Source organism: Bacillus sp. OTU2372 (genome assembly GCF_038440275.1).
Taxonomy (GTDB): Bacteria; Bacillota; Bacilli; order Bacillales; family Cytobacillaceae; genus Neobacillus; species Neobacillus bataviensis_B.
The window spans coordinates 98,497-119,312 of record NZ_JASATK010000018.1; the positions used below are offsets into that span (position 1 = coordinate 98,497).

Below are 20,816 nucleotides of genomic sequence, written 5' to 3' on the forward strand. Positions count from 1 at the left end.
AGATTGAATATGGATATTATATCAGGGGGAACTATTTTTATTATTGCAGTTGTTATCATTGCCCTTATTTTTTTAGGAATATTACTATCATTTGTACCAGTCATGCTGTGGATTTCCGCACTGGCTGCAGGAGTCAGGATTAGTATTTTTACATTAGTTGGTATGAGACTTAGACGTGTAACCCCAAGCAGGGTCGTAAATCCACTTATAAAGGCCCATAAAGCCGGTTTGAATGTCACAACTAATCAGCTTGAAAGTCACTATCTTGCGGGTGGTAATGTCGATCGAGTGGTCAATGCGTTAATCGCAGCGCACCGTGCCAATATTGAATTATCCTTTGAACGATGCGCGGCCATTGACCTGGCAGGACGTGATGTATTAGAGGCCGTGCAAATGAGTGTAAATCCAAAGGTAATTGAAACGCCATTTATTGCTGGTGTGGCTATGAATGGGATAGAAGTAAAAGCGAAAGCAAGAATTACCGTCAGGGCCAATATAGAGCGTCTTGTCGGTGGTGCTGGTGAAGAAACAGTTGTTGCCAGAGTGGGGGAAGGCGTTGTATCCACCATCGGTTCGTCAGATAGCCACAGCAAAGTTCTTGAAAATCCGGATTTAATTTCGCAAACCGTTTTGTCGAAGGGGCTTGACGCCGGGACAGCTTTTGAGATCCTTTCGATAGATATTGCTGATGTTGACATCGGTAAAAATATCGGGGCTGAATTGCAGACAGAACAAGCAGAGGCAGATAAAAAAATTGCTCAGGCAAAGGCAGAAGAACGCCGGGCAATGGCTGTTGCTCAAGAACAGGAAATGAAAGCAAAAGTACAGGAAATGAGAGCTAAAGTAGTGGAAGCAGAAGCGGAAGTACCACTTGCAATGGCAGAAGCACTTAAATCAGGAAATATCGGTGTAATGGACTATATGAATTTTAAGAATATTTCTGCTGATACTGATATGAGAGGCTCGATTGGAAAGATGACAGGTGACAAAAAGAATGATCAATAATCCCCGTGTTGCCAAAAAAGGAGGGGGACAGGTTTGGAAACTATTTTAATCATGATTGTCGTAGGAGTCATCTCTATGATTTTTAGGAAAACAAAAAACAACCAAGGACAATCAATTAGAAAACCCTTTAGGAGTAGCTTGGGGGATTTTCAAACCATGATAAAAGAAATTACTGATATTCCGAAAGATACAATGATAGTACAAACAGAAAAGAAGCAGGGTCCGCTGCAAGGTAACCAAGGTAAGCTTGAACAAGAATTCCTGCGGGTAAGACAAGATTCTGAAACAGGCAGGATGGGGATGGCAGCGGCGCGAACTCAAACTGCAAATGGAGGACCGATAAAAAATCAAGAAGAAATAAAATTCCCTTTAACAGAAAATCCAGATCCACGTACAGTTATAAGTGGAATAATTTGGTCGGAGATACTAGCTGAACCCCGTTCAAAAAATCCTTATACTGTGAAAAAACGCACGAGTTGATTTGAAACGAGTAGAAAAAGAAGTGCTAGAACCCCCTTTTGTCTCATAAATATGAGATGAAAGGGGGTTCTTTTTTATGGCAAAAAAATGGGGCCAACGGGTTCGAAATTGGATGGCTAATAAAATGGATCTTCCTCAGGATGTCATGATGGATCTACCTCGAATTACGATGATTGGACAAATCCATATATATGTGGAAAATCACCGCGGCCTGCTGTCCTTTACTGATAAAGAGCTCCGTTTGTTACTAAAACAAGGGCAATTGTTAATTAAAGGTAAGGGTTTTGTGATAAAAACCATCTTACCAGAAGAGATTTTATTGGAAGGAAAGATTGATCAAGTCATTTATATAAATGATATTGCGGGAGGAACAAAATGAAGAACCAGTGGATTGAATTTCTATATGGCAGAGTTATAGTAAAAGTATCCGGAAAAGGGCTTGAACGTTTTTTAAATGTATTAACAAGAAATGGTTTACATATTTGGAATGTCAAACGGCATGGGACCGAGACGATTACATTCAAAATACGGGTCCAAGATGCTCTTAAGATTAGAAGGTTTGCACGAAAAAGTGAATGCAAAATTTCCTTTTTACAGCGAGAGGGTGCTCCATTTTTACTTAAAAGATTATGGAAAAACAGCGGCTTTATGTTAGGAGCCGCCGCCTTTATATTTATCATTTTCCTCCTTTCAAATATGATTTGGGGTATTGAGATAAAGGGGGCAAAACCTGCAACTGAGTATCAAATTCGCAAAGAATTGGACAAGATGGGTGTTAAAATTGGAAAGGTTCAATTCTTTGTAGCCAACGTGGAAGGGATTCAAAGAAAATTGACCAATAATATTGGCGCATTAACATGGGTTGGTGTGGAATTAAAAGGGACAACCTACCATCTGCAAGTGGTGGAAAAAAATGAGCCTAAAAAACCTGAGCAATTTTCACCGCAAAACCTGATTGCAAAAAAGAAGGCCATTATTGTAAAAATGTTTGTTGAAAGCGGCCAGAAAGTTGTTGATATTCATGACCATGTTGAAAAAGGACAATTACTCGTTTCAGGAGCATTCGGACAAGAAGACAACCCTGAACTAACAGCCGCAAAAGGTGAAGTATGGGGGGAAACTTGGTATAAAAGCCATGTCGAGCTTCCATTGGTCACCAAATTTAAAGTGTATAATGGCAAGGAACAGCAAAAACATTTCTTATTATTAGGAAATTTAGAAGTACCTATCTGGGGCTTTGGGAAACCTGAATTTAAGCATTATGAGACCGAAAAAAATGTGCATAACATTCGCTTTTTAAAATGGGAGCTGCCTATTTCTTATGTAAATAAAACAATCCGGGAGCGTGAAGTGTACGAAAGGAGCTATTCTACTAGTGAGGCTGAAAAAATGGCATTAGAACTAGCAAAAAAACAAATAAAAAGCAGTCTAGATGAGGATGCTAAGATAAAGGATGAAAAAATTTTACACAAAGCAATGGAAAATGGTAAAGTTATACTAGATATCCATTTTAAGATAATTGAAAACATTGCAGTCGGACAACCGATTTCCAAGGAGACTCCTGATGACAGAAAAATTAACAACCATTAATGTACAGTTAGAAAATCCGGCAGAAGCTATTACGCTGCTAGGAAATTCTGATCAAAACCTAAAAACAATTGAAGAAGAGCTGAATGTATCGATTATTACAAGAGGTGAATCTGTCAGTTTATCCGGTGATGAAGATAAGGTGATTATGGCGGGTGAAATAATCGACAGATTGATCTTTGTAATCCGAAAGGGTATAAATATAGGTCAACGAGACGTTCTTTATGCTATTCAAATGGCTCAAAAAGGCACACTAGATTATTTTGTGAATCTATATGAAGAAGAAATCGGTAAAAATATTAAAGGGAAAACGATTCGAATTAAGACGCTGGGCCAAAGACATTATGTGACAGCCATAAAGAAAAATGACTTAGTGTTTGGAATTGGTCCTGCCGGAACCGGTAAAACCTATCTTGCAGTCGTAATGGCCGTCAACGCTCTCAAAACAGGACAAGTAAATCGAATTATTTTAACAAGACCTGCAGTGGAAGCTGGTGAAAGTCTGGGCTTCCTGCCAGGCGATTTAAAGGAAAAAGTTGACCCATATCTACGGCCTCTGTACGATGCGCTAAACGATGTCCTAGGGGCAGAACATACCCAGAGGCTAATTGAACGGGGCACAATCGAAATTGCGCCGCTTGCCTATATGAGGGGCCGTACGCTAGATGACGCTTTCGTTATCTTAGATGAGGCGCAAAATACCACTCAAGCACAAATGAAAATGTTCTTGACCAGGCTGGGATTTGGATCAAAAATGGTGATAACAGGCGACCAGACCCAAGTAGATTTACCGAAGGGTGTAAAATCAGGCCTAATTGTGGCAGAAGAGATTTTACAAAATGTAAAAGGGATTTCATTTATCTTTTTAGAACAAAGTGATGTTGTTCGTCATCCTCTTGTCGGCAGAATCATTGAAGCCTACGAAAAGAAGGGTAACCAACAGTAAAAAGAGGGGTAAACCTTTTTGGTTTACAGGGATAAACCTTTTTGGTTTATCCCTTTTTCCATATTTACACAAATATTTTCTATTTAAGGTGAAACTTTCCCGAAAAACTGATATGATTTTACAAAAAGCGTATTTTCTAGTAGTATTTTGTTATTCTTTTACTATAACAATGATGAATAGGGCCGTGGTTGGGGGGATTTAGTTGGATAAACTACAGCAGAACTTCATACGGATACGAAAATTACTTGATATTACTTTTTTTCGAATTTTATTTTTTATTGTGCTAGGGATAATTTTGGTTGGGGCGATCTACAACAACGTTAAACCAGAAAAACTTGAGCTAAGCTTGTTCTCCGTAGCAGAAAATACCATTCGTTCTCCCGCAACAGTAGAAGACAAGGAAAGTACCGAAAACAAACGGAAAGAGGCTATTAATCAGGTACAGCCTGTATACGCTTTGAAAAATGAATATACACAAAATCGAGTTGATTTAATATCTTCTATTTTTCAATCAGCGATAGAGGTTAATAATGAAATTGAGGAAGATAAGAGAAAGCAGGAAGAAAAAGCTTCAGAAGAAACGATAAAGGAACCAAGTGATTCCGATAAAGAGTCACAGCTAAAAGCAAAATTGACTTCAAGTGTTTCGAAGGATCTTTCTAATCAAGTTTTTACTGCCTTAATTCATGCTGATAATGATGAACTAGCTATTGCGAAAGATTTAACTGTTACGGCAATCAGTAATGTGATGACCAAAAGAATTTCTGCTGATGAGGTGGAAAATGCTAAGAAAAGGGTAGAAGAAGAATTAAAGTACACCACCTTAAATGATGAATTAAAATTAGCTGCTATTGAATTAGGGAGATATGCTGTCATTCAAAATGAGTTTTATGACCCTAATGCAACAGAGGAACTCAGACAACAGGCCGCAGAAAAGGTTGAGCCTGTAAAAATCCTTCAGGGACAAATTATTGCTGAAGAAGGGGAATTAATTAATCAGGATATATTTCGGCAATTAAAATTGGTAGGTCTCATAAACAATAACCATTCATATAAGCCGCTTATTGGTTTAATCGTGTTAATTACCATAAGCCTATCAGCTATTTATTACTATTTTCATCAAATGAAATCACTCCCGGAGAAGCGCCAAACCGCCTTATTATTGTATGGGATTATTTTTATTCTCTCGATTTTTATCATGAAATTCATTAGTATCCTGCAAGTTTTTAGCTTTGAGGGCATCGGTTATATTTTTCCGGCTGCAATGAGTGGAATGTTAATTAAAATATTAATTGATGAAAAGCTGGCTATTTTTATGTCTATCCTTTTGGCTGTATGCGGGAGTATCCTTTTTAATGAGGGGATTACCGGAACACTTAATTTTTCAGTAGGGATCTATATCCTTTTTAGCAGTATTGCAGCTATTCTGTTTTTAAACAGTCAAAATCGCCGTTCAAAAATATTCCAATCAGGTTCCTTCGCAGCGATGATTAATGTGTTAACAATAGGTGCGTTAATGCTGCTCCCCAATGGACAGTATTCAGGAACGGAGTACGGCTACTATCTAATCACAGCACTTGTATCCGGGATCAGCTCTGCTGTGTTGACTGTAGGGTTATTACCATTTTTTGAAGCAAGCTTTGGAATTCTTTCTTCTATAAGGCTGATTGAATTGTCAAACCCTAATCACCCACTCCTAAGAAAAATACTAATGGAGGCCCCCGGAACTTATCATCATAGCGTAATGGTGGCAAATTTAGCCGAATCTGCCTGCGAAGCTATTGGGGCAAATGGGCTTTTAGCAAGGGTTGGTAGTTATTATCATGATATCGGAAAAACCAAAAGGCCGAACTTCTTTATCGAAAACCAAATCAATCATGACAATCCCCATGATCGGCTGCCGCCAGATAAAAGTGCACACATTATTATTGCTCATGTAATCGACGGGGCGGCTATTTTAAAGAAATATCACATGCCGAAAGAAATTATTGATATCACAGAGCAGCATCATGGAACAACATTGCTAAAATTCTTTTATCATAAAGCCCTTCAGAGCGAGTCGGATAGTAAAGAAGAGGAATTTCGCTATCCCGGCCCTAAAGCACAAACAAAGGAATCTGCGATCGTTGGTATCGCGGATAGTGTAGAGGCAGCAGTACGCTCGTTATCACAGCCTACACCGGAAGTAATCGAATCGCTTGTAAGAAAAATTGTGGCTGAACGGCTAGAAGATGGACAGTTAAATGAATGTGATATTACGATGAAAGAAATTGAAACCGTCTCTCACGCATTATGTGAGACTTTAAAGGGGATATTTCACTCAAGAATTGAGTATCCAGAATTAACAAATACAAAGCAGGTGAAGCAAGCATGACATTACTCATTGATAGTGTGGACGAAACAAATGAATTGACAGAGCAGCAAATGCTTGAAATAGAAAGAATAATTAATTTTGCTGCTAGGAAGCAGCTGATTGAAGAGCATAGTGAGGTATCTATAACCTATGTTTCGAATGAGAGGATTCAAGAAATTAATCGTGAATACCGCGATAAAGATACCCCCACGGATGTCATTTCATTTGCAATGGAAGAGCTTGGAGAGGGTGAGGTAGAATTATCAGGAGTGGATATGCCCCGAATCTTAGGCGATATTATTATCTCGATCCCAAGGACAAAGGAGCAGGCTGAGGAATATGGCCATTCTTTCGAGCGAGAGCTAGGATTTTTAGCCGTCCATGGTTTCCTTCATCTTTTAGGCTTTGACCACATGACAGAGGAAGATGAAAAGGAAATGTTTACATTGCAAAAGGAAATTTTGAACGATTATGGACTCACACGATAAACGGAAACGATTCGTCTTATTAAATTCCTTTTCGTATGCAGTTGCAGGAATTCTGACAGCTGCTCAAAACGAAAGAAATATGCGATTTCATCTTATTAGCTCACTAATCGTTTTAGTGTTATCCTTTTATTTTTCAATATCAAAACTAGAGTGGATTTTCATACTCTTCGCTATTGGGGGGATGTTTGCCCTAGAATTAATGAATACTGCAATTGAGCGGGTAGTAGACCTGGTTACAACAGAATTTCATCCGCTTGCAAAACAGGCTAAAGATATTGCCGCTGGAGCTGTTTTCGTTTATTCGATATTAACAGTAATCGTGGGCATCATCATTTTTTTGCCCTATGTATTAAAGCAGTTCTAGAAAGCTTACTAATTAACAGGATTTTAACTAATTTGAAATACGTTGATCGTTTCGGTAAAATAACTAAAATAATTTATTTTTAGAAGACAAGTTACATTATGAGAAAATTCTAATTTTTTAAAATTTTTATTACTTTTTCGCTACACCTAATGATTTTCTCTAATATTTGAGGTAAAATAAAGAAACAGCAGTTCCTGCTGGAAGGGAAGACGTTTTTGTGAACATTGAACAATTAATGGAAGAAGCAAAAAAGGCAAGAAATAAAGCATATGTTCCATACTCTAAGTTTGGAGTTGGAGCAGCATTGTTAACAACAGATGGGAAAGTATATCACGGCTGTAATATTGAAAATGCGGCTTATAGTATGTGTAATTGTGCCGAGCGTACGGCCCTTTTTAAGGCTTACTCTGAAGGTGACCGAGATTTTCAAATGATGGCTGTTGTTGCGGATACAGATCGCCCTTGTTCCCCATGTGGTGCATGCAGGCAAGTAATATCTGAGCTATGCCCAAGTGATATGAAAGTGATATTAACCAATCTTAAAGGCGATGTAAAAGAATTAACGGTAGCTGAGTTACTTCCTGGTGCCTTTTCTCCGGAGGATTTACATGCAAACTAAAGGGAATGAAAACGGATACAAATCAGGATTTATTTCAATTATCGGACGGCCGAATGTAGGGAAATCAACCTTCCTTAATCGGGTGATTGGTCAAAAAATTGCCATAATGAGTGATAAACCGCAGACAACTAGGAACAAAATTCAAGGAGTGTTATCCCTTCCTGATGCGCAAATGGTTTTTATTGATACACCAGGTATCCATAAACCAAAACACAAATTGGGCGACTTTATGATGAAGGTAGCACAAAATACACTTAAAGAGGTTGATTTAATTTTATTTATGGTAAATGCCGAAGAAGGATTTGGACGCGGGGAAGAATTTATTCTAGAAAAATTCCAAACCGTTAATACCCCTATCTTTCTCGTCATTAATAAAATTGACCAAATACATCCTGATAAATTGCTGCCTATTATTGAATCATATAAAGAAAAATATGACTTTAAAGAAATCGTTCCAATATCCGCATTAGAAGGGAACAATGTTGAACGATTATTAGAGCAAATTAAAGGCTTTTTACCTGAAGGGCCGCAATATTATCCAGCTGACCAAGTTACTGATCATCCGGAACGTTTTATTATTACCGAAATGATTAGGGAAAAGGCACTTCATTTAACAAGAGAGGAAATCCCTCACTCTTTGGCGGTTGTTTTGGATAAGATGGAACGGCAGTCAAATAAGGATATTATTCATGTTATGGCAACAGTTATTGTTGAAAGAGATTCACAAAAAGGTATTATTATTGGTAAGCAAGGGAGCATGCTCAAAGAAATTGGCAAGCGGGCCCGGGTAGATATTGAAAATCTTCTTGGTTCAAAAGTATTTTTAGAGCTTTGGGTTAAGGTACAAAAAGATTGGCGTAATAAAATGTCCCAGCTTCGTGATTATGGCTTCAATGAGGATGAATATTAACAAAACCCTATCTAAAATATTAACTATTAAACAAGATTATGCATGGACAACATTAACAATTATTTCGTCTTATATTTTGGCAAAGGCAGGCTATGATAATTATAAGGTTTGGGATTTAACATTAGGCTAGTCTAAATAATGAAAGGTGGGGTTTTCGATGATGGATTTTACGTGGAAAGTATTCCTCCAGACAGGTAATATTGACACATATCTTCTCTTTAAGGAGCTTGAGAAGGAAAACCAAGAAATACCCGGAAATCAGAATGAAGATCTAGCACAAATTGATTTTCCCGTTTCATAAGTTTGTTTTCGCTCTTACGTTAGAAGGTGACAAAAAATGCTTCAGAAATATGAAGGCATTGTCATTAGAACCACAGATTATGGTGAAACTAATAAGATAGTAACGATATATACCAGAGAAGGTGGTAAGATTGGCGTTATGGCTCGTGGAGCCAAAAAGCCAAATAGCCGCCTTTCCTCTATTTCCCAGATTTTTACACATGGATATTTCCTCTTGCAAACCGGTTCTGGTTTAGGGAGCCTGCAGCAGGGAGAAATCATCACTTCCTTGCGCGCTATTGGAGAGGATATTTTTTTAACAGCCTATGCCAGTTATATTGTTGAATTAACAGATCGATGTACTGAGGATAAAAAACCAAACCCGTTTCATTTTGAATTGCTTTATCAGACACTTAATTATATGAATGAAGGCTTTGATCCTGATATACTCATGAATATATACGAGATGAAGATGTTAAATGTAATGGGACTCTACCCGATTTTAGATCGATGTTCTATCTGTGGCAGTTCTGACGGTCATTTTTCATTTTCAATTCGGGAAGGCGGATTTATCTGTCATCGCTGTTTGGATAAAGATCCATATCATTTTCCATTATTACCAGCAACTGTTAAATTATTACGGCTATTTTATTATTTTGATCTTACCCGCTTAGGAAATATTTCAGTTAAAGACGAAACGAAGGCTGAATTGAAAAAAATTATCACAGCCTATTATGATGAGTATTCAGGTCTTCATCTTAAATCTAAGAAGTTTCTTAATTCGATGGATCATTTTCGTAATCTGTTATAGTTACCTTGTTGACAATGTTAGAAGTTTTCGTTACTATTTCCTAATAAAGGCTATTTTCGCATATATTATTAAGGTCCAGAAGCAACAAAGTTTACGAAAAGAGCCTCAATAAAATATTTGCATTGACGGAGAGTAGTAATTAGTCAACTCTATAAAAGCGAACCTAGGGCGGTGTGAGCTAGGGTATAGGGCACTAATGAAGGCGTTCCTGAGCAATCGTGTTGAAGAAACACAATTTAAGGAGGCTGCATTTAAAGCAGCAAATAGGGTGGAACCGCGGGTAACTCTCGTCCCTATGCTTGTTAAAAGCATAGAGACGGGAGTTTTTTTATGTCTCCCACTATCCATTTAAAAAAAGGAGCGAGAAAACAATGAATGTAACAATGGAACAAATCGTTTCACATGCGAAACACAGAGGATTTATTTTTCCAGGGTCAGAGATATATGGAGGTTTAGCTAATACTTGGGATTACGGTCCATTAGGCGTAGAATTTAAAAACAATATCAAGCAGGCTTGGTGGAAAAAATTTGTTCAAGAGTCTCCTTATAATGTCGGCTTAGATGCCAGCATCTTAATGAATCCAAGAACTTGGGAAGCCTCAGGTCATATTGGTAATTTTAATGACCCAATGATTGACTGTAAAAACTGTAAGGCCCGTCATCGTGCTGACAAACTAATTGAAAATGCCCTTGAGGAAAAAGGCATAGAAATGGTGGTAGACGGGCTTCCATTCGAAAAGATGGAAGAATTAATCAAGGAACATAACATTGCTTGTCCTGACTGTGGCAGCCATGATTTTACCGGTATTCGCCAGTTTAATTTAATGTTTAAAACATTCCAAGGGGTAACGGAAACTAGTACAAATGAAATTTTCCTTCGTCCGGAAACCGCTCAAGGTATTTTTGTAAATTTTAAAAATGTACAACGGACAATGCGGAAAAAGTTACCGTTTGGGATTGCACAGATTGGTAAAAGTTTCCGAAATGAAATTACCCCTGGTAATTTTACATTCCGAACAAGAGAATTTGAACAAATGGAGCTTGAATTTTTCTGCAAACCGGGTGAAGAGCTAAAATGGTTCGATTATTGGAAGCATTTTGCTGAAAACTGGTTATTATCTCTAGGTCTAACAAAGGAAAACATTAGGCTTCGTGACCATTCAGAAGATGAGCTTTCCCACTATAGTAATGCGACAACCGATTTTGAGTTTAAATTTCCGTTTGGCTGGGGCGAACTGTGGGGCGTAGCTTCAAGAACAGATTATGATTTAAAGCAGCATATGGATTTTTCCGGTGAAGATTTCCATTATTTAGATCAGGAAACGAATGAAAGGTATGTACCATATTGTATTGAACCATCACTTGGTGCTGACAGGGTTACTCTAGCTTTCTTAATCGATGCCTATGATGAAGAACAGCTTGAAGACGGTACTTCGAGAACGGTGATGCATTTCCATCCTGCATTAGCACCATATAAAGCTGCGGTATTACCGTTATCGAAAAAACTGTCTGAGGAGGCGAAAGAGGTATTTGCTGATTTATCAAAACACTTTACGGTGGATTATGATGAAGCAGGCTCTATCGGTAAACGCTACCGCCGCCATGATGAAATTGGTACACCATTCTGTATTACCTATGATTTTGACTCTAAAGAAGACCACATGGTTACAGTGCGTGACAGAGATACAATGGAACAAACCCGTCTCCCTATTTCTGAATTAGTAAACTTTTTACAAGAAAAAATGGTGTTTTAAGTAAGCTAAAGGTGCGGATGTCCGCACCTTTTATCTTTAACCATTATTATTTAAAATAGCGGAAAAGTAGTATATAATATTTCTAAATCAAACGAGGCAAGAGATTATTGTATTTTTAAGGTGGTGAGGACAATCGAACTGACTAAACGCCAGGAACATATATTACAGATTGTAAAAGATAATGGTCCTATAACTGGTGAGCAAATTGCTGACCAATTGAGTTTAACACGTGCTACACTACGGCCTGATTTGGCAATCCTAACAATGGCAGGTTTTTTGGATGCACGGCCGCGGGTTGGCTATTTTTATACTGGAAAGTCGGGCACTCAGCTATTGACTGAAAACCTGCAGAAAATTTATGTCTCGGATTATCAATCTATCCCTGTGGTAGTAGGTGAAAGTGTTTCGGTTTATGATGCGATCTGTACGATGTTTCTTGAAGATGTGGGTACTTTATTTGTAGTGGATCAAAACTCGAATCTAGTCGGGGTATTGTCGAGGAAAGACTTATTGCGGGCAAGTATTGGCAAACAAGAGCTTACCAGTATCCCTGTCAATATCATCATGACCAGGATGCCGAACATAACAACATGTGAACGTGAAGATTTATTAATTGATGTTGCCAGGAAACTAATTGAAAAGCAAATCGATGCCTTGCCTGTCGTAAAGAAATCGGAGAGCGGGTATGAGGTTATTGGCAGAGTGACAAAAACAAACATTACAAAAGCCTTTTTGGCTTTAGCTGATGAGGAAAGATAAATAGGAAATGGAGCTGATGAGGCAGAATGAGCGCGCCGATCATTTATGTGGTCTCTGATTCAGTTGGGGAGACAGCTGAATTAGTTACGAAAGCAGCAATTAGCCAGTTCAATGGATCTGGTATGAAATTAAAGAGATTTCCTTATGTGGAGGATAAAGAACATATCGAAGAGGTTTTATCACTGGTTTCCCATGATAAGGGAATGATTGCTTATACCCTTGTAAAACCAGATATGCGTACATATTTGAAGGAGAGAGCCGATGAAGACGGTATACAAGCTGTTGATTTAATCGGGCCTATTATTGATCAAATTCAAATTTTCAGCGGGAAAACACCATTATGTGAACCTGGTTTGGTAAGGAAACTTGATGAGGATTATTTTAAAAAGGTTGAGGCAATCGAATTTGCAGTAAAATATGATGATGGACGAGATCCAAGAGGGCTCTTAAAGGCTGATATCGTTTTGATTGGAGTTTCAAGAACCTCTAAAACCCCATTATCTCAGTATTTGGCACATAAACGGTTAAAGGTGGCCAATGTACCACTGGTTCCGGAAGTAGATCCGCCGGAAGAACTATATAAAGTTCCAATTGATAAATGCTTTGGGTTGAAAATAAGTCCGGAAAAGTTAAATAATATTAGAAGAGAACGGCTGCTTTCCCTAGGATTAAACGATCAAGCAAGCTATGCTAATATTGAACGGATTAAAGAGGAATTAACCTTCTTTGAGAAGATTGTAAAGAGAATTAAGTGTCCGGTGATTGATGTGACCAATAAAGCAGTCGAAGAGACCGCAAATGTTATACTAAATTATATTCAAAAGGGAAGATTCTAACACATAGTCAATTGATTATGTGTTTTTTAACTTAAAAAAATCGAAAAAAAGTTATGGTAAAATGATAACAAATATACTATAATAAAAAATTGTGATAAAAATATATCTTTTTAGGTTTAGAGTTGCATTAGAACGAATAAACTATTTATTGTTAGATGTCAAGGCAGCCCCCTAAAAAAAATTCGACATAAATCCTTTTTATAAAAGTTATCTGATTAAGAAGGAATATGCGGAGTGATGTAGAATTTATACTTATGGATAAGGCAAATCGGCTATTTTTGTCGATTCAGATTCTTGCCCGGTCAAAATGAAATTGTCGAAATCGTATTTAAAATTCCGCTAACGTTTATTTTGCTGCTTCCTACGTTCATCATGTGAAAGAAAAATATTACATATAGAGGAGAATACGAAAGAGGGTCAAATACTAATCATTTTAAGGACCAAGCAAGATTTGTGATGAAATTAACAAAAAATTTGTCGAAATTTGCAGGAATTTAATGAATGCTTGCCGAATACCTGTAGTACAAATGGAGTTGTGTTTGCATGGCAGACCTTATTGCCGAAGAAAAGATTGACCAAATTCGTCAGGCTGTTGATATAGTCGAGGTAATAAGCGATTATGTTCAACTGAAAAAACAGGGGCGAAATTACTTCGGATTATGTCCATTCCATGGAGAGAGCACCCCATCATTTTCAGTATCACCTGACAAACAAATCTTTCATTGTTTTGGTTGTGGAGCGGGGGGAAATGTATTTTCTTTTTTAATGGAGCTTGAAGGAATATCATTCCAAGAGGCAGCCATTAAACTAGCAGCGAAGGTAAATATTGATTTAGGAATAAACATACCTTCATCAAAGGGCGGAAAAAAACTTTCTAAAGAGCTTCAAGCGATGTTGGATGCCCATGAGCTTTTAAGGAAATTTTACCACCATCTCTTAGTAAATACAAAAGAAGGCCAGCATGCGCTTGAGTACTTACTGAACAGAGGGTTTACCCAAGAATCAATTGATAAGTTTCAAATTGGGTATTCATTAAATTCATGGGACTTCGTGTATAAGTTCTTGACTAAAAGGGATTTTTCACCTGAATGGATGGAGAAAGCCGGTTTAATTATCAAACGAGAGCGGGATGGAACTTACTTCGATCGTTTTAGGGACCGGATTATGTTTCCTATTTTTGACCGTCACGGTAATACGATTGCTTTTTCTGGGAGATCACTTGGGCCTGATGAGCCAAAATATTTAAATAGTCCCGAAACAGCAATCTTTAATAAAAGTAAAATTTTATATAATTATCACTTGGCAAAACCAAGCATAAAAAAACTGCAATATGCTATTTTATTTGAAGGATTTGCGGATGTAATTGCTGCAGACCGGGCTGGTGTAGAAAATGGTATAGCCACAATGGGAACGGCATTAACAGATGAGCATATTGCTCTGTTAAGACAAAATGTTCAAACGATTACCATTTGCTATGATTCCGATAAAGCGGGTATCGAAGCTGCTTACAGGGCAGGGAACCATCTTCAAGAAGCTGGCTTTCAAATTAAAGTTGCGATGATGACAGATGGTCTGGATCCTGATGAATATATTCAAAAGAATGGTACAGATAAGTTCCGCAATGAAGTCATTGGTGCAAGTTTAACCTGGATGGCCTTTAAATTTCTTTATTTCCGGCGAGGAAAAAATCTTCAGCTTGAAGGAGATCAGCTCGCATACATCGAACAGATAATCAAGGAGATAAGTAAACTCGATAAGGCTGTTGAAAGGGATCATTACTTAAGACAGCTGGCATCGGAATTTTCCCTCTCGTTAGAGGCTTTAAAGCAGCAGCAAAAGCAAATTTATTTTGCTGATAAGAGAAAATCAAATGGGTTGAAAGAACCAGCTCATAAACCTTTGTTAGTTGTTAAGCCCGCAGAAGAACTGAAACCGAAATATGTTACAGCAGAGAGGCGCTTGATCGCCCATATGCTTAAAAATCGAGAAGTGGTATATAAAGTTCAGGAATTACTAGCAGGACAAACGTTTAATACCGATGAACATCAGGCAATAATAACCTATCTGTTAGGATTTTTTGAAGATCACACAGAACCTGACACCAGCGCGTTTTTAACCTATATTCAAGATGACAATCTTAGAAGAATGGTTGCAGACATTGAAATGATGTCCATCAATGATGAGTTAACAGATCAGGAATTAACTGATTATATCAAACAGGTGTTGAATTATCAAAAATTGTTAAAGATAAAAGAAAAAGAAGTGGAACTAAAAGAGGTTGAACGAGAAAAGGACTTTAGTAAGGCCGCAGTGATTGCTAATGAAATTAATCACTTGCGTAAATTGTTATAAATTCCATTTTATTGTCTTTGATTTTTGGAAGGAGGGGGACATATGGCTGCTGAAAAATCAGCCCGTTCAAAAGAGGTTGAAAATGAATTAACTCTTGAACAAGTAAAAGACCAGTTAACTGAACTGGGTAAAAAAATCGGTGTCCTTGCCTATGATGATATTGCTGAGAAAATGGCTAATTTTGATGTGGATTCCGAGCACATGGATGAATTTTATGAGTCCTTAACTGAGCAAGGAATTGAACTAGTAGGCGATAGTGATGAGGAAGATCCAGATATTAAAAAATTGGCAAAAGAAGATGATGAAGAATTCGATTTAAACGATCTTAGTGTTCCTCCTGGAGTTAAGATAAATGATCCTGTCCGGATGTATTTGAAAGAGATTGGCCGTGTTGACTTACTATCTGCCGAAGAAGAAATCAAGCTTGCAAACCGAATTGAGGAAGGTGACGAAGAAGCAAAACGTCGTCTTGCCGAAGCCAATTTACGGCTTGTGGTTAGTATCGCAAAACGGTATGTTGGCCGTGGCATGCTGTTTCTTGATTTGATCCAGGAAGGGAATATGGGTCTCATTAAAGCAGTTGAAAAATTTGATTATCGTAAAGGCTTTAAATTTAGTACCTATGCCACTTGGTGGATTCGTCAAGCCATTACACGTGCTATTGCTGACCAAGCAAGAACAATACGAATTCCCGTTCATATGGTGGAAACCATTAATAAACTAATTCGAGTTCAGCGTCAACTCTTGCAAGATCTTGGCCGCGAACCAACACCGGAAGAAATCGGTGAAGATATGGATTTAACTCCTGATAAGGTACGAGAAATCCTTAAAATCGCTCAAGAACCAGTATCACTTGAGACTCCAATTGGTGAAGAAGATGATTCACACTTAGGTGATTTTATTGAAGACCAGGACGCAACATCACCTTCAGAACATGCTGCCTATGAATTATTAAAAGAGCAATTAGAAGATGTTCTCGATACTCTAACTGACCGAGAAGAAAATGTTCTTAGATTGCGCTTTGGATTGGATGATGGCCGGACCCGTACCCTTGAAGAGGTAGGAAAGGTATTCGGTGTTACTCGTGAACGTATCCGTCAAATTGAAGCAAAGGCATTGCGGAAATTGCGTCATCCAAGCCGCAGTAAACGTTTAAAAGATTTCTTAGAATAACGGAATGTATTGCTAATAATAGTTTGCTTCTTTATTGAAGTAGACTATTTTTTTTTGTTCCAAACATGATAGGAGGTAACTAATGAAAGCACTTTCTGTATTGTTATTTTACTGAATTATCTCTCATTTTGCAAATAGGCAATTGGGATTTTAGTGGCTTCTTCTAGTCATTTTACTTTCTTGCAAAAAGAAAAATGTTCAAATTGTGTTTACAGACAGCAGTAAATTGGTAATTCTCTTCCCATCCATCCACGATAAAGAAAATCACCTATTTATATTTCGATAATATAATATATTTAAAATTAAAAATGTTATGAATTATTTACATTTCCTTATATAATAAAAAAGAAAGCGTATACAATGGTGGTTTGGGGGGATGGGAATGAATTTTGACTTAACATCTGAACAACAAATGATAAAACAAATGATCCGGCAATTTGTAGATGAAGAAGTGGCACCAGGAGCCATAGAGCGCGATCGTACAAAGCGATTTCCTGTAGAGATATTTAAAAAGCTAAGTGATTTGGGGATGATGGGTCTCCCTTTTCCGGAAAAATATGGCGGCAGCGGAGCGGATACAATCAGTTTTGCGATCGTCGTTGAAGAGTTAAGCAGGGGATGCGGCTCGACGGGGATAACCTACTCTGCTCATATTTCTCTAGGCGGTGCACCGCTCAATTTGTTTGGAACTGAGGAGCAAAAGCTTAAATATTTAACCCCGATTTGTACAGGAGAATCATTGGGGGCATTTGGCCTAACAGAACCTAATGCCGGCTCAGATGCGGGGGGAACAAGGACATCGGCCAATGAAGAAAATGGCGAATTTATTATAAATGGAAATAAGTGCTTTATTACAAATGCCAGTTATGCGCACCATTTAGCTTTAACAGCTGTAACTGGCGGAAAGAATGGACAAAAGGAGATTAGTGCCATTATAGTTCCTACAAACGCTGAGGGGTTTACCATCATTGATAATTATGAAAAGATGGGTTTGAATGCCTCTAATACAACAGAGCTGGTGTTAGAAAATGTAAAAGTACCTGTTGATCACCTTCTGGGGAAGCGTGGAGAGGGCTTTAGGCAATTTTTAATAACGTTGGATGGTGGACGTATCGGGATTGGTGCAATGGCTGTAGGTATCGCTCAAGGTGCCTATGAGAGGGCATTAGCCTATGCGAAGGAAAGAAAACAATTTGGCAAATCCATTTCCTCCTTTCAGGCTGTTCAATTTAAGCTTGCCGATATGGCAATGAAAATTGAATTAGCCCGAAATCTGGTCTATAAGGCGGCTTGGTTAAAAGACCAAGGGAGGCCGTTTTCCAAGGAAGCTGCCATGTGTAAGTTATACGCATCCGAAATGTGTATGGAAGTTACAGACCAAGCCGTTCAAATCCATGGTGGTTACGGTTATATGAAGGAGTATCAGGTAGAAAGAATGATGCGTGACGCAAAGCTCCTAGAAATCGGCGAGGGGACATCGGAAGTACAAAGAATCGTTATATCCCGTCTTATCGGCTGCTAATAAATGAATAGAGTGAAGAGAGACTGAAGAAATAATTTATTATTTTCTCTGTCTCTTTTTTCATTATTATGAAGATTATAGTGATAAAATAAGTTTAGGGCTTTTCCTTCTGTTATTTTTCAAGTAAAATAGTAATTGTTTGTAAACTATTTATTTTTAACAAGCGTTCGTACATAAGGGAGGTAAGATCATGAAACGGAATCCGGTAATTCCTTACATTCTTGTCATGGTTTTTGGGATTGTATTAGTGTTTATCCTTTCTTTTAAAGGACTGGGAGACATGAAAGAAATGGCAAAGGATAATGGAAAAGGCGGCGAGACAACAGAGGTTGCAGCTACAAAACCAGAAGATATTTATAAGCAAACCTGCATTGCTTGCCACGGGGATCAGTATCAAGGGGTAGTAGGTCCTACATTAAAAGGTGTTGGCAGTAAGTATTCTAAAGCAGAGATTGTTAACATTATTACAAAAGGTAAAGGTAATATGCCGTCAGGTCTAGTTCCTCAAGAACAAGCTGAAGCAATGGCAGAATGGGTTTCCAAAATTAAATAATAAAAGAAGTCCTTTGCATAAGTGAAGGACTTTTTTTATACTAAAACGAAGAGCGGAAGCGCCTTGAAGAGGGAAAAAAGTAGTTCATTTTTTTCCTAGGAGCTGTAGCTGGACAATTCTCTAAGTTCAATGAATAAATAATATAAATTTTAGTAAAAGTGGTGGAATTTTGAATACAGATAAGTTATCAGTTCGATTAACGACAGTCGCAAAGTATGTAATAGAAGGGGCACGGATGGCGGATATTGGATCCGATCATGCGTATTTACCATGTTACTTAGCTAAAAATTTAAAAATTTCGTTTGCTATTGCTGGGGAAGTTGCTCAAGGGCCATTTCAATCTGCTGAGAAAAACGTCTTGGCAGAAGGACTAGTAGATACAATTGCCGTTCGTATGGGGGATGGGCTTGAGGTTATTGAGCCTGGTGAGGTTGATTGTATTACCATTGCTGGGATGGGTGGGGCACTTATCTCCAGTATCTTGGACAATGGGAAAGACAAGCTAGATTCAGTGCAGCGCCTCATATTACAGCCTAATATTAGCGCAATTTCGATTCGAACATGGCTTTTAGCAAACAACTGGGAATTAATTGCAGAAGAAATTATTGAGGAAGACTCGAAGATCTACGAAATTCTAGTAGCGGAAAGGGGAGACCCTCTTAAGCCGTACCTGATCAAGAGAGATGAGGGGCTTTTGTTAGGGCCTTTCCTACTAAAACAAAAGAATGAGATTTTTAAAAAGAAGTGGACAGCCGAAATGAATAACTGGCAGCGGATTTCAAAAGCATTGGAAGGAGCTTCGGAAACGGTCGAAACAATCGAAAAAAGAAAAGAGTTGACCGATAAAATAAAACTTGTAGAGGGGGTCCTTAAATAATGAAAAATCCGAATGGTCATGAAATCATCCAACTATTTGAACAATTTTCTCCAAAAGGATTGGCAATGGAAGGCGATAAAATCGGCTTACAAATTGGGCGATTAAATAAAAAGGTTGAACGGGTAATGATTGCTCTTGATGTTCTCGAGCAGGTTATTGACGAAGCAATTGAAAAAGATGTTCAGCTTATAATCGCACATCATCCGATCATCTATCGTCCACTTAAAAACCTGTTGACAGATACAACTCAGGGCAAAATGATCGAAAAGTTATTAAAACATGATATAGCTGTTTATGCAGCCCATACAAACTTGGATGTAGCTAAAGGCGGGGTAAATGACCTTTTGGCAGAAGCTTTAGGGCTTGAGGATGCAGAGGTCTTGGTTCCTACTGTTAATACAAAGCTTAAGAAATTAGTGGTCTTTGTTCCTTCTAGTCATGCAGAGGAAATTAGACAAGTGCTGGGAAATGCAGGGGCAGGTTTTATCGGAAACTACAGTCATTGTTCTTTTTCAGCAAATGGAACAGGTAGATTTTTACCAGGTGAACATACAGATCCCTTTCTGGGCAAACCAGGTCAGTTAGAAGAAGTGGATGAAGTGAGACTAGAAACGATTGTGCCTGAACCACTTTTAAAGAAAACGATCACCGCCATGATCAAGGCACATCCTTATGAAGAAGTAGCTTATGATGTATACCCTGTAGAGAATAGAGGGGAAGCACTCGGTCTCGGCAGAATCGGAAAAGTGAAAGAAATGACATTAGCTGAATTTGCCGAAAAGGTAAAGTCGTCCTTAGGCGTTTCGACTGTACGAGTGGTTGGCGATTTATCAGCCAATGTAAAAAAAGTTGCCGTATTAGGCGGTGATGGCAATAAATATTTTATGAGTGCCAAGTTTAAAGGGGCAGACGTGTATGTTACAGGGGATATCTATTATCATACCGCACATGATGCGATGATGCAGGGCTTAAATATGATTGACCCGGGACATAATGTTGAAAAAGTGATGAAAAAAGGGCTGACCAAAGTACTCCAAAAGATGTGCCAAGAGTCTGGTTACAACGTTGACATTTTCCCTTCAGAAGAAAATACAGATCCATTTCAGTTTGTTTAATCACACATTAAAAAAGAACCGGTCTTATGTGGA

The 20,816-nt window shown here is 38.1% G+C and carries 21 protein-coding genes and 1 other annotated feature; all 21 genes read left to right on the forward strand.

Annotation, left to right across the window (positions count from 1 at the left end):
• Window positions 1-9: 9 nt before the first annotated feature.
• The 21 genes from floA (at window position 10) to AAHB15_RS22450 (ending at window position 20,783) form a co-directional block, all read left to right on the forward strand.
• Window positions 10-1,005, forward strand: a complete 996-nt coding sequence (floA, locus tag AAHB15_RS22350; RefSeq protein WP_396897333.1) for a flotillin-like protein FloA — start codon at window positions 10-12, stop codon at window positions 1,003-1,005.
• Window positions 1,006-1,038: 33 nt separating this feature from the next.
• Entirely contained in the window at window positions 1,039-1,485 is a 447-nt protein-coding gene (locus tag AAHB15_RS22355; protein ID WP_342043370.1) for a hypothetical protein, read from the forward strand.
• Window positions 1,486-1,561: 76 nt separating this feature from the next.
• Window positions 1,562-1,864, forward strand: a complete 303-nt coding sequence (gene yqfC / locus AAHB15_RS22360; protein WP_098529948.1) for a sporulation protein YqfC — start codon at window positions 1,562-1,564, stop codon at window positions 1,862-1,864.
• Entirely contained in the window at window positions 1,861-3,075 is a 1,215-nt protein-coding gene (gene yqfD / locus AAHB15_RS22365) for a sporulation protein YqfD (RefSeq protein WP_342043371.1), read from the forward strand. Before yqfC ends, yqfD begins: the two co-directional genes overlap by 4 nt.
• Window positions 3,050-4,018, forward strand: coding sequence for a PhoH family protein (locus AAHB15_RS22370; RefSeq protein WP_098529950.1), 969 nt, complete (start codon window positions 3,050-3,052; stop codon window positions 4,016-4,018). The genes yqfD and AAHB15_RS22370 overlap by 26 nt, the downstream gene beginning before the upstream one ends.
• A gap of 202 nt (window positions 4,019-4,220) precedes the next feature.
• Window positions 4,221-6,392 (forward strand): HD family phosphohydrolase, encoded by a 2,172-nt coding sequence (locus AAHB15_RS22375; protein ID WP_335575301.1) that lies wholly within the window; start codon window positions 4,221-4,223, stop codon window positions 6,390-6,392.
• Window positions 6,389-6,859: an rRNA maturation RNase YbeY gene (gene ybeY / locus AAHB15_RS22380; protein ID WP_335575302.1), complete on the forward strand. Its 471-nt coding sequence runs from the start codon at window positions 6,389-6,391 to the stop codon at window positions 6,857-6,859. The genes AAHB15_RS22375 and ybeY overlap by 4 nt, the downstream gene beginning before the upstream one ends.
• Window positions 6,843-7,223, forward strand: a complete 381-nt coding sequence (locus AAHB15_RS22385; RefSeq protein WP_335575303.1) for a diacylglycerol kinase family protein — start codon at window positions 6,843-6,845, stop codon at window positions 7,221-7,223. Before ybeY ends, AAHB15_RS22385 begins: the two co-directional genes overlap by 17 nt.
• A gap of 235 nt (window positions 7,224-7,458) precedes the next feature.
• Window positions 7,459-7,842, forward strand: coding sequence for a cytidine deaminase (locus tag AAHB15_RS22390; RefSeq protein WP_420491225.1), 384 nt, complete (start codon window positions 7,459-7,461; stop codon window positions 7,840-7,842).
• Entirely contained in the window at window positions 7,832-8,752 is a 921-nt protein-coding gene (era, locus tag AAHB15_RS22395; RefSeq protein ID WP_335575305.1) for a GTPase Era, read from the forward strand. The genes AAHB15_RS22390 and era overlap by 11 nt, the downstream gene beginning before the upstream one ends.
• Before the next feature lie 157 nt (window positions 8,753-8,909).
• Window positions 8,910-9,053, forward strand: coding sequence for a YqzL family protein (locus tag AAHB15_RS22400; RefSeq protein ID WP_098529956.1), 144 nt, complete (start codon window positions 8,910-8,912; stop codon window positions 9,051-9,053).
• Between the two features lie 36 nt (window positions 9,054-9,089).
• Window positions 9,090-9,842 carry a DNA repair protein RecO gene (recO, locus tag AAHB15_RS22405; protein WP_342043372.1) on the forward strand — a complete coding sequence of 251 codons (753 nt, stop codon included), beginning with the start codon at window positions 9,090-9,092 and terminating at the stop codon, window positions 9,840-9,842.
• Window positions 9,843-9,955: 113 nt separating this feature from the next.
• Window positions 9,956-10,140, forward strand: a binding site (T-box leader).
• A 73-nt stretch (window positions 10,141-10,213) separates the two neighbouring features.
• On the forward strand, window positions 10,214-11,596 hold the full coding sequence (locus AAHB15_RS22410; protein WP_098529958.1) for a glycine--tRNA ligase: 1,383 nt from the start codon (window positions 10,214-10,216) through the stop codon (window positions 11,594-11,596).
• A gap of 123 nt (window positions 11,597-11,719) precedes the next feature.
• Window positions 11,720-12,355 (forward strand): helix-turn-helix transcriptional regulator, encoded by a 636-nt coding sequence (locus AAHB15_RS22415; RefSeq protein WP_342043373.1) that lies wholly within the window; start codon window positions 11,720-11,722, stop codon window positions 12,353-12,355.
• 26 nt (window positions 12,356-12,381) lie between these two features.
• Complete coding sequence (locus AAHB15_RS22420) at window positions 12,382-13,191, forward strand: pyruvate, water dikinase regulatory protein (protein ID WP_335575307.1); 810 nt, start codon at window positions 12,382-12,384, stop codon at window positions 13,189-13,191.
• 543 nt (window positions 13,192-13,734) lie between these two features.
• Entirely contained in the window at window positions 13,735-15,543 is a 1,809-nt protein-coding gene (gene dnaG, locus AAHB15_RS22425; protein WP_098529961.1) for a DNA primase, read from the forward strand.
• Window positions 15,544-15,585: 42 nt separating this feature from the next.
• The gene (gene rpoD, locus AAHB15_RS22430; RefSeq protein WP_098529962.1) at window positions 15,586-16,716 is read left to right on the forward strand and encodes an RNA polymerase sigma factor RpoD; all 1,131 of its coding nucleotides are present in this window, start codon (window positions 15,586-15,588) and stop codon (window positions 16,714-16,716) included.
• A 382-nt stretch (window positions 16,717-17,098) separates the two neighbouring features.
• The gene (locus AAHB15_RS22435) at window positions 17,099-18,238 is read left to right on the forward strand and encodes an acyl-CoA dehydrogenase family protein (RefSeq protein ID WP_342043374.1); all 1,140 of its coding nucleotides are present in this window, start codon (window positions 17,099-17,101) and stop codon (window positions 18,236-18,238) included.
• Window positions 18,239-18,428: 190 nt separating this feature from the next.
• The gene (cccA, locus tag AAHB15_RS22440; RefSeq protein WP_335575825.1) at window positions 18,429-18,791 is read left to right on the forward strand and encodes a cytochrome c550; all 363 of its coding nucleotides are present in this window, start codon (window positions 18,429-18,431) and stop codon (window positions 18,789-18,791) included.
• 169 nt (window positions 18,792-18,960) lie between these two features.
• Window positions 18,961-19,668 (forward strand): tRNA (adenine(22)-N(1))-methyltransferase, encoded by a 708-nt coding sequence (locus AAHB15_RS22445; protein ID WP_342043375.1) that lies wholly within the window; start codon window positions 18,961-18,963, stop codon window positions 19,666-19,668.
• Complete coding sequence (locus AAHB15_RS22450; protein ID WP_144563209.1) at window positions 19,668-20,783, forward strand: Nif3-like dinuclear metal center hexameric protein; 1,116 nt, start codon at window positions 19,668-19,670, stop codon at window positions 20,781-20,783. Before AAHB15_RS22445 ends, AAHB15_RS22450 begins: the two co-directional genes overlap by 1 nt.
• Window positions 20,784-20,816 lie beyond the last annotated feature (33 nt).

Excerpts from the sequence above, each read along its gene's own strand:
- floA (WP_396897333.1), top strand. The coding sequence starts at position 10 with ATGGATATTATATCAGGGGGAACTATTTTTATTATTGCAGTTGTTATC.
- yqfC (WP_098529948.1), top strand. The coding sequence starts at position 1,562 with ATGGCAAAAAAATGGGGCCAACGGGTTCGAAATTGGATGGCTAATAAA.
- yqfD (WP_342043371.1), top strand. The coding sequence starts at position 1,861 with ATGAAGAACCAGTGGATTGAATTTCTATATGGCAGAGTTATAGTAAAA.
- AAHB15_RS22370 (WP_098529950.1), top strand. The coding sequence starts at position 3,050 with ATGACAGAAAAATTAACAACCATTAATGTACAGTTAGAAAATCCGGCA.
- ybeY (WP_335575302.1), top strand. The coding sequence starts at position 6,389 with ATGACATTACTCATTGATAGTGTGGACGAAACAAATGAATTGACAGAG.
- AAHB15_RS22385 (WP_335575303.1), top strand. The coding sequence starts at position 6,843 with ATGGACTCACACGATAAACGGAAACGATTCGTCTTATTAAATTCCTTT.
- AAHB15_RS22390 (WP_420491225.1), top strand. The coding sequence starts at position 7,459 with ATGGAAGAAGCAAAAAAGGCAAGAAATAAAGCATATGTTCCATACTCT.
- era (WP_335575305.1), top strand. The coding sequence starts at position 7,832 with ATGCAAACTAAAGGGAATGAAAACGGATACAAATCAGGATTTATTTCA.
- AAHB15_RS22400 (WP_098529956.1), top strand. The coding sequence starts at position 8,910 with ATGATGGATTTTACGTGGAAAGTATTCCTCCAGACAGGTAATATTGAC.
- recO (WP_342043372.1), top strand. The coding sequence starts at position 9,090 with ATGCTTCAGAAATATGAAGGCATTGTCATTAGAACCACAGATTATGGT.
- AAHB15_RS22410 (WP_098529958.1), top strand. The coding sequence starts at position 10,214 with ATGAATGTAACAATGGAACAAATCGTTTCACATGCGAAACACAGAGGA.
- AAHB15_RS22420 (WP_335575307.1), top strand. The coding sequence starts at position 12,382 with ATGAGCGCGCCGATCATTTATGTGGTCTCTGATTCAGTTGGGGAGACA.
- dnaG (WP_098529961.1), top strand. The coding sequence starts at position 13,735 with ATGGCAGACCTTATTGCCGAAGAAAAGATTGACCAAATTCGTCAGGCT.
- rpoD (WP_098529962.1), top strand. The coding sequence starts at position 15,586 with ATGGCTGCTGAAAAATCAGCCCGTTCAAAAGAGGTTGAAAATGAATTA.
- AAHB15_RS22435 (WP_342043374.1), top strand. The coding sequence starts at position 17,099 with ATGAATTTTGACTTAACATCTGAACAACAAATGATAAAACAAATGATC.
- cccA (WP_335575825.1), top strand. The coding sequence starts at position 18,429 with ATGAAACGGAATCCGGTAATTCCTTACATTCTTGTCATGGTTTTTGGG.
- AAHB15_RS22450 (WP_144563209.1), top strand. The coding sequence starts at position 19,668 with ATGAAAAATCCGAATGGTCATGAAATCATCCAACTATTTGAACAATTT.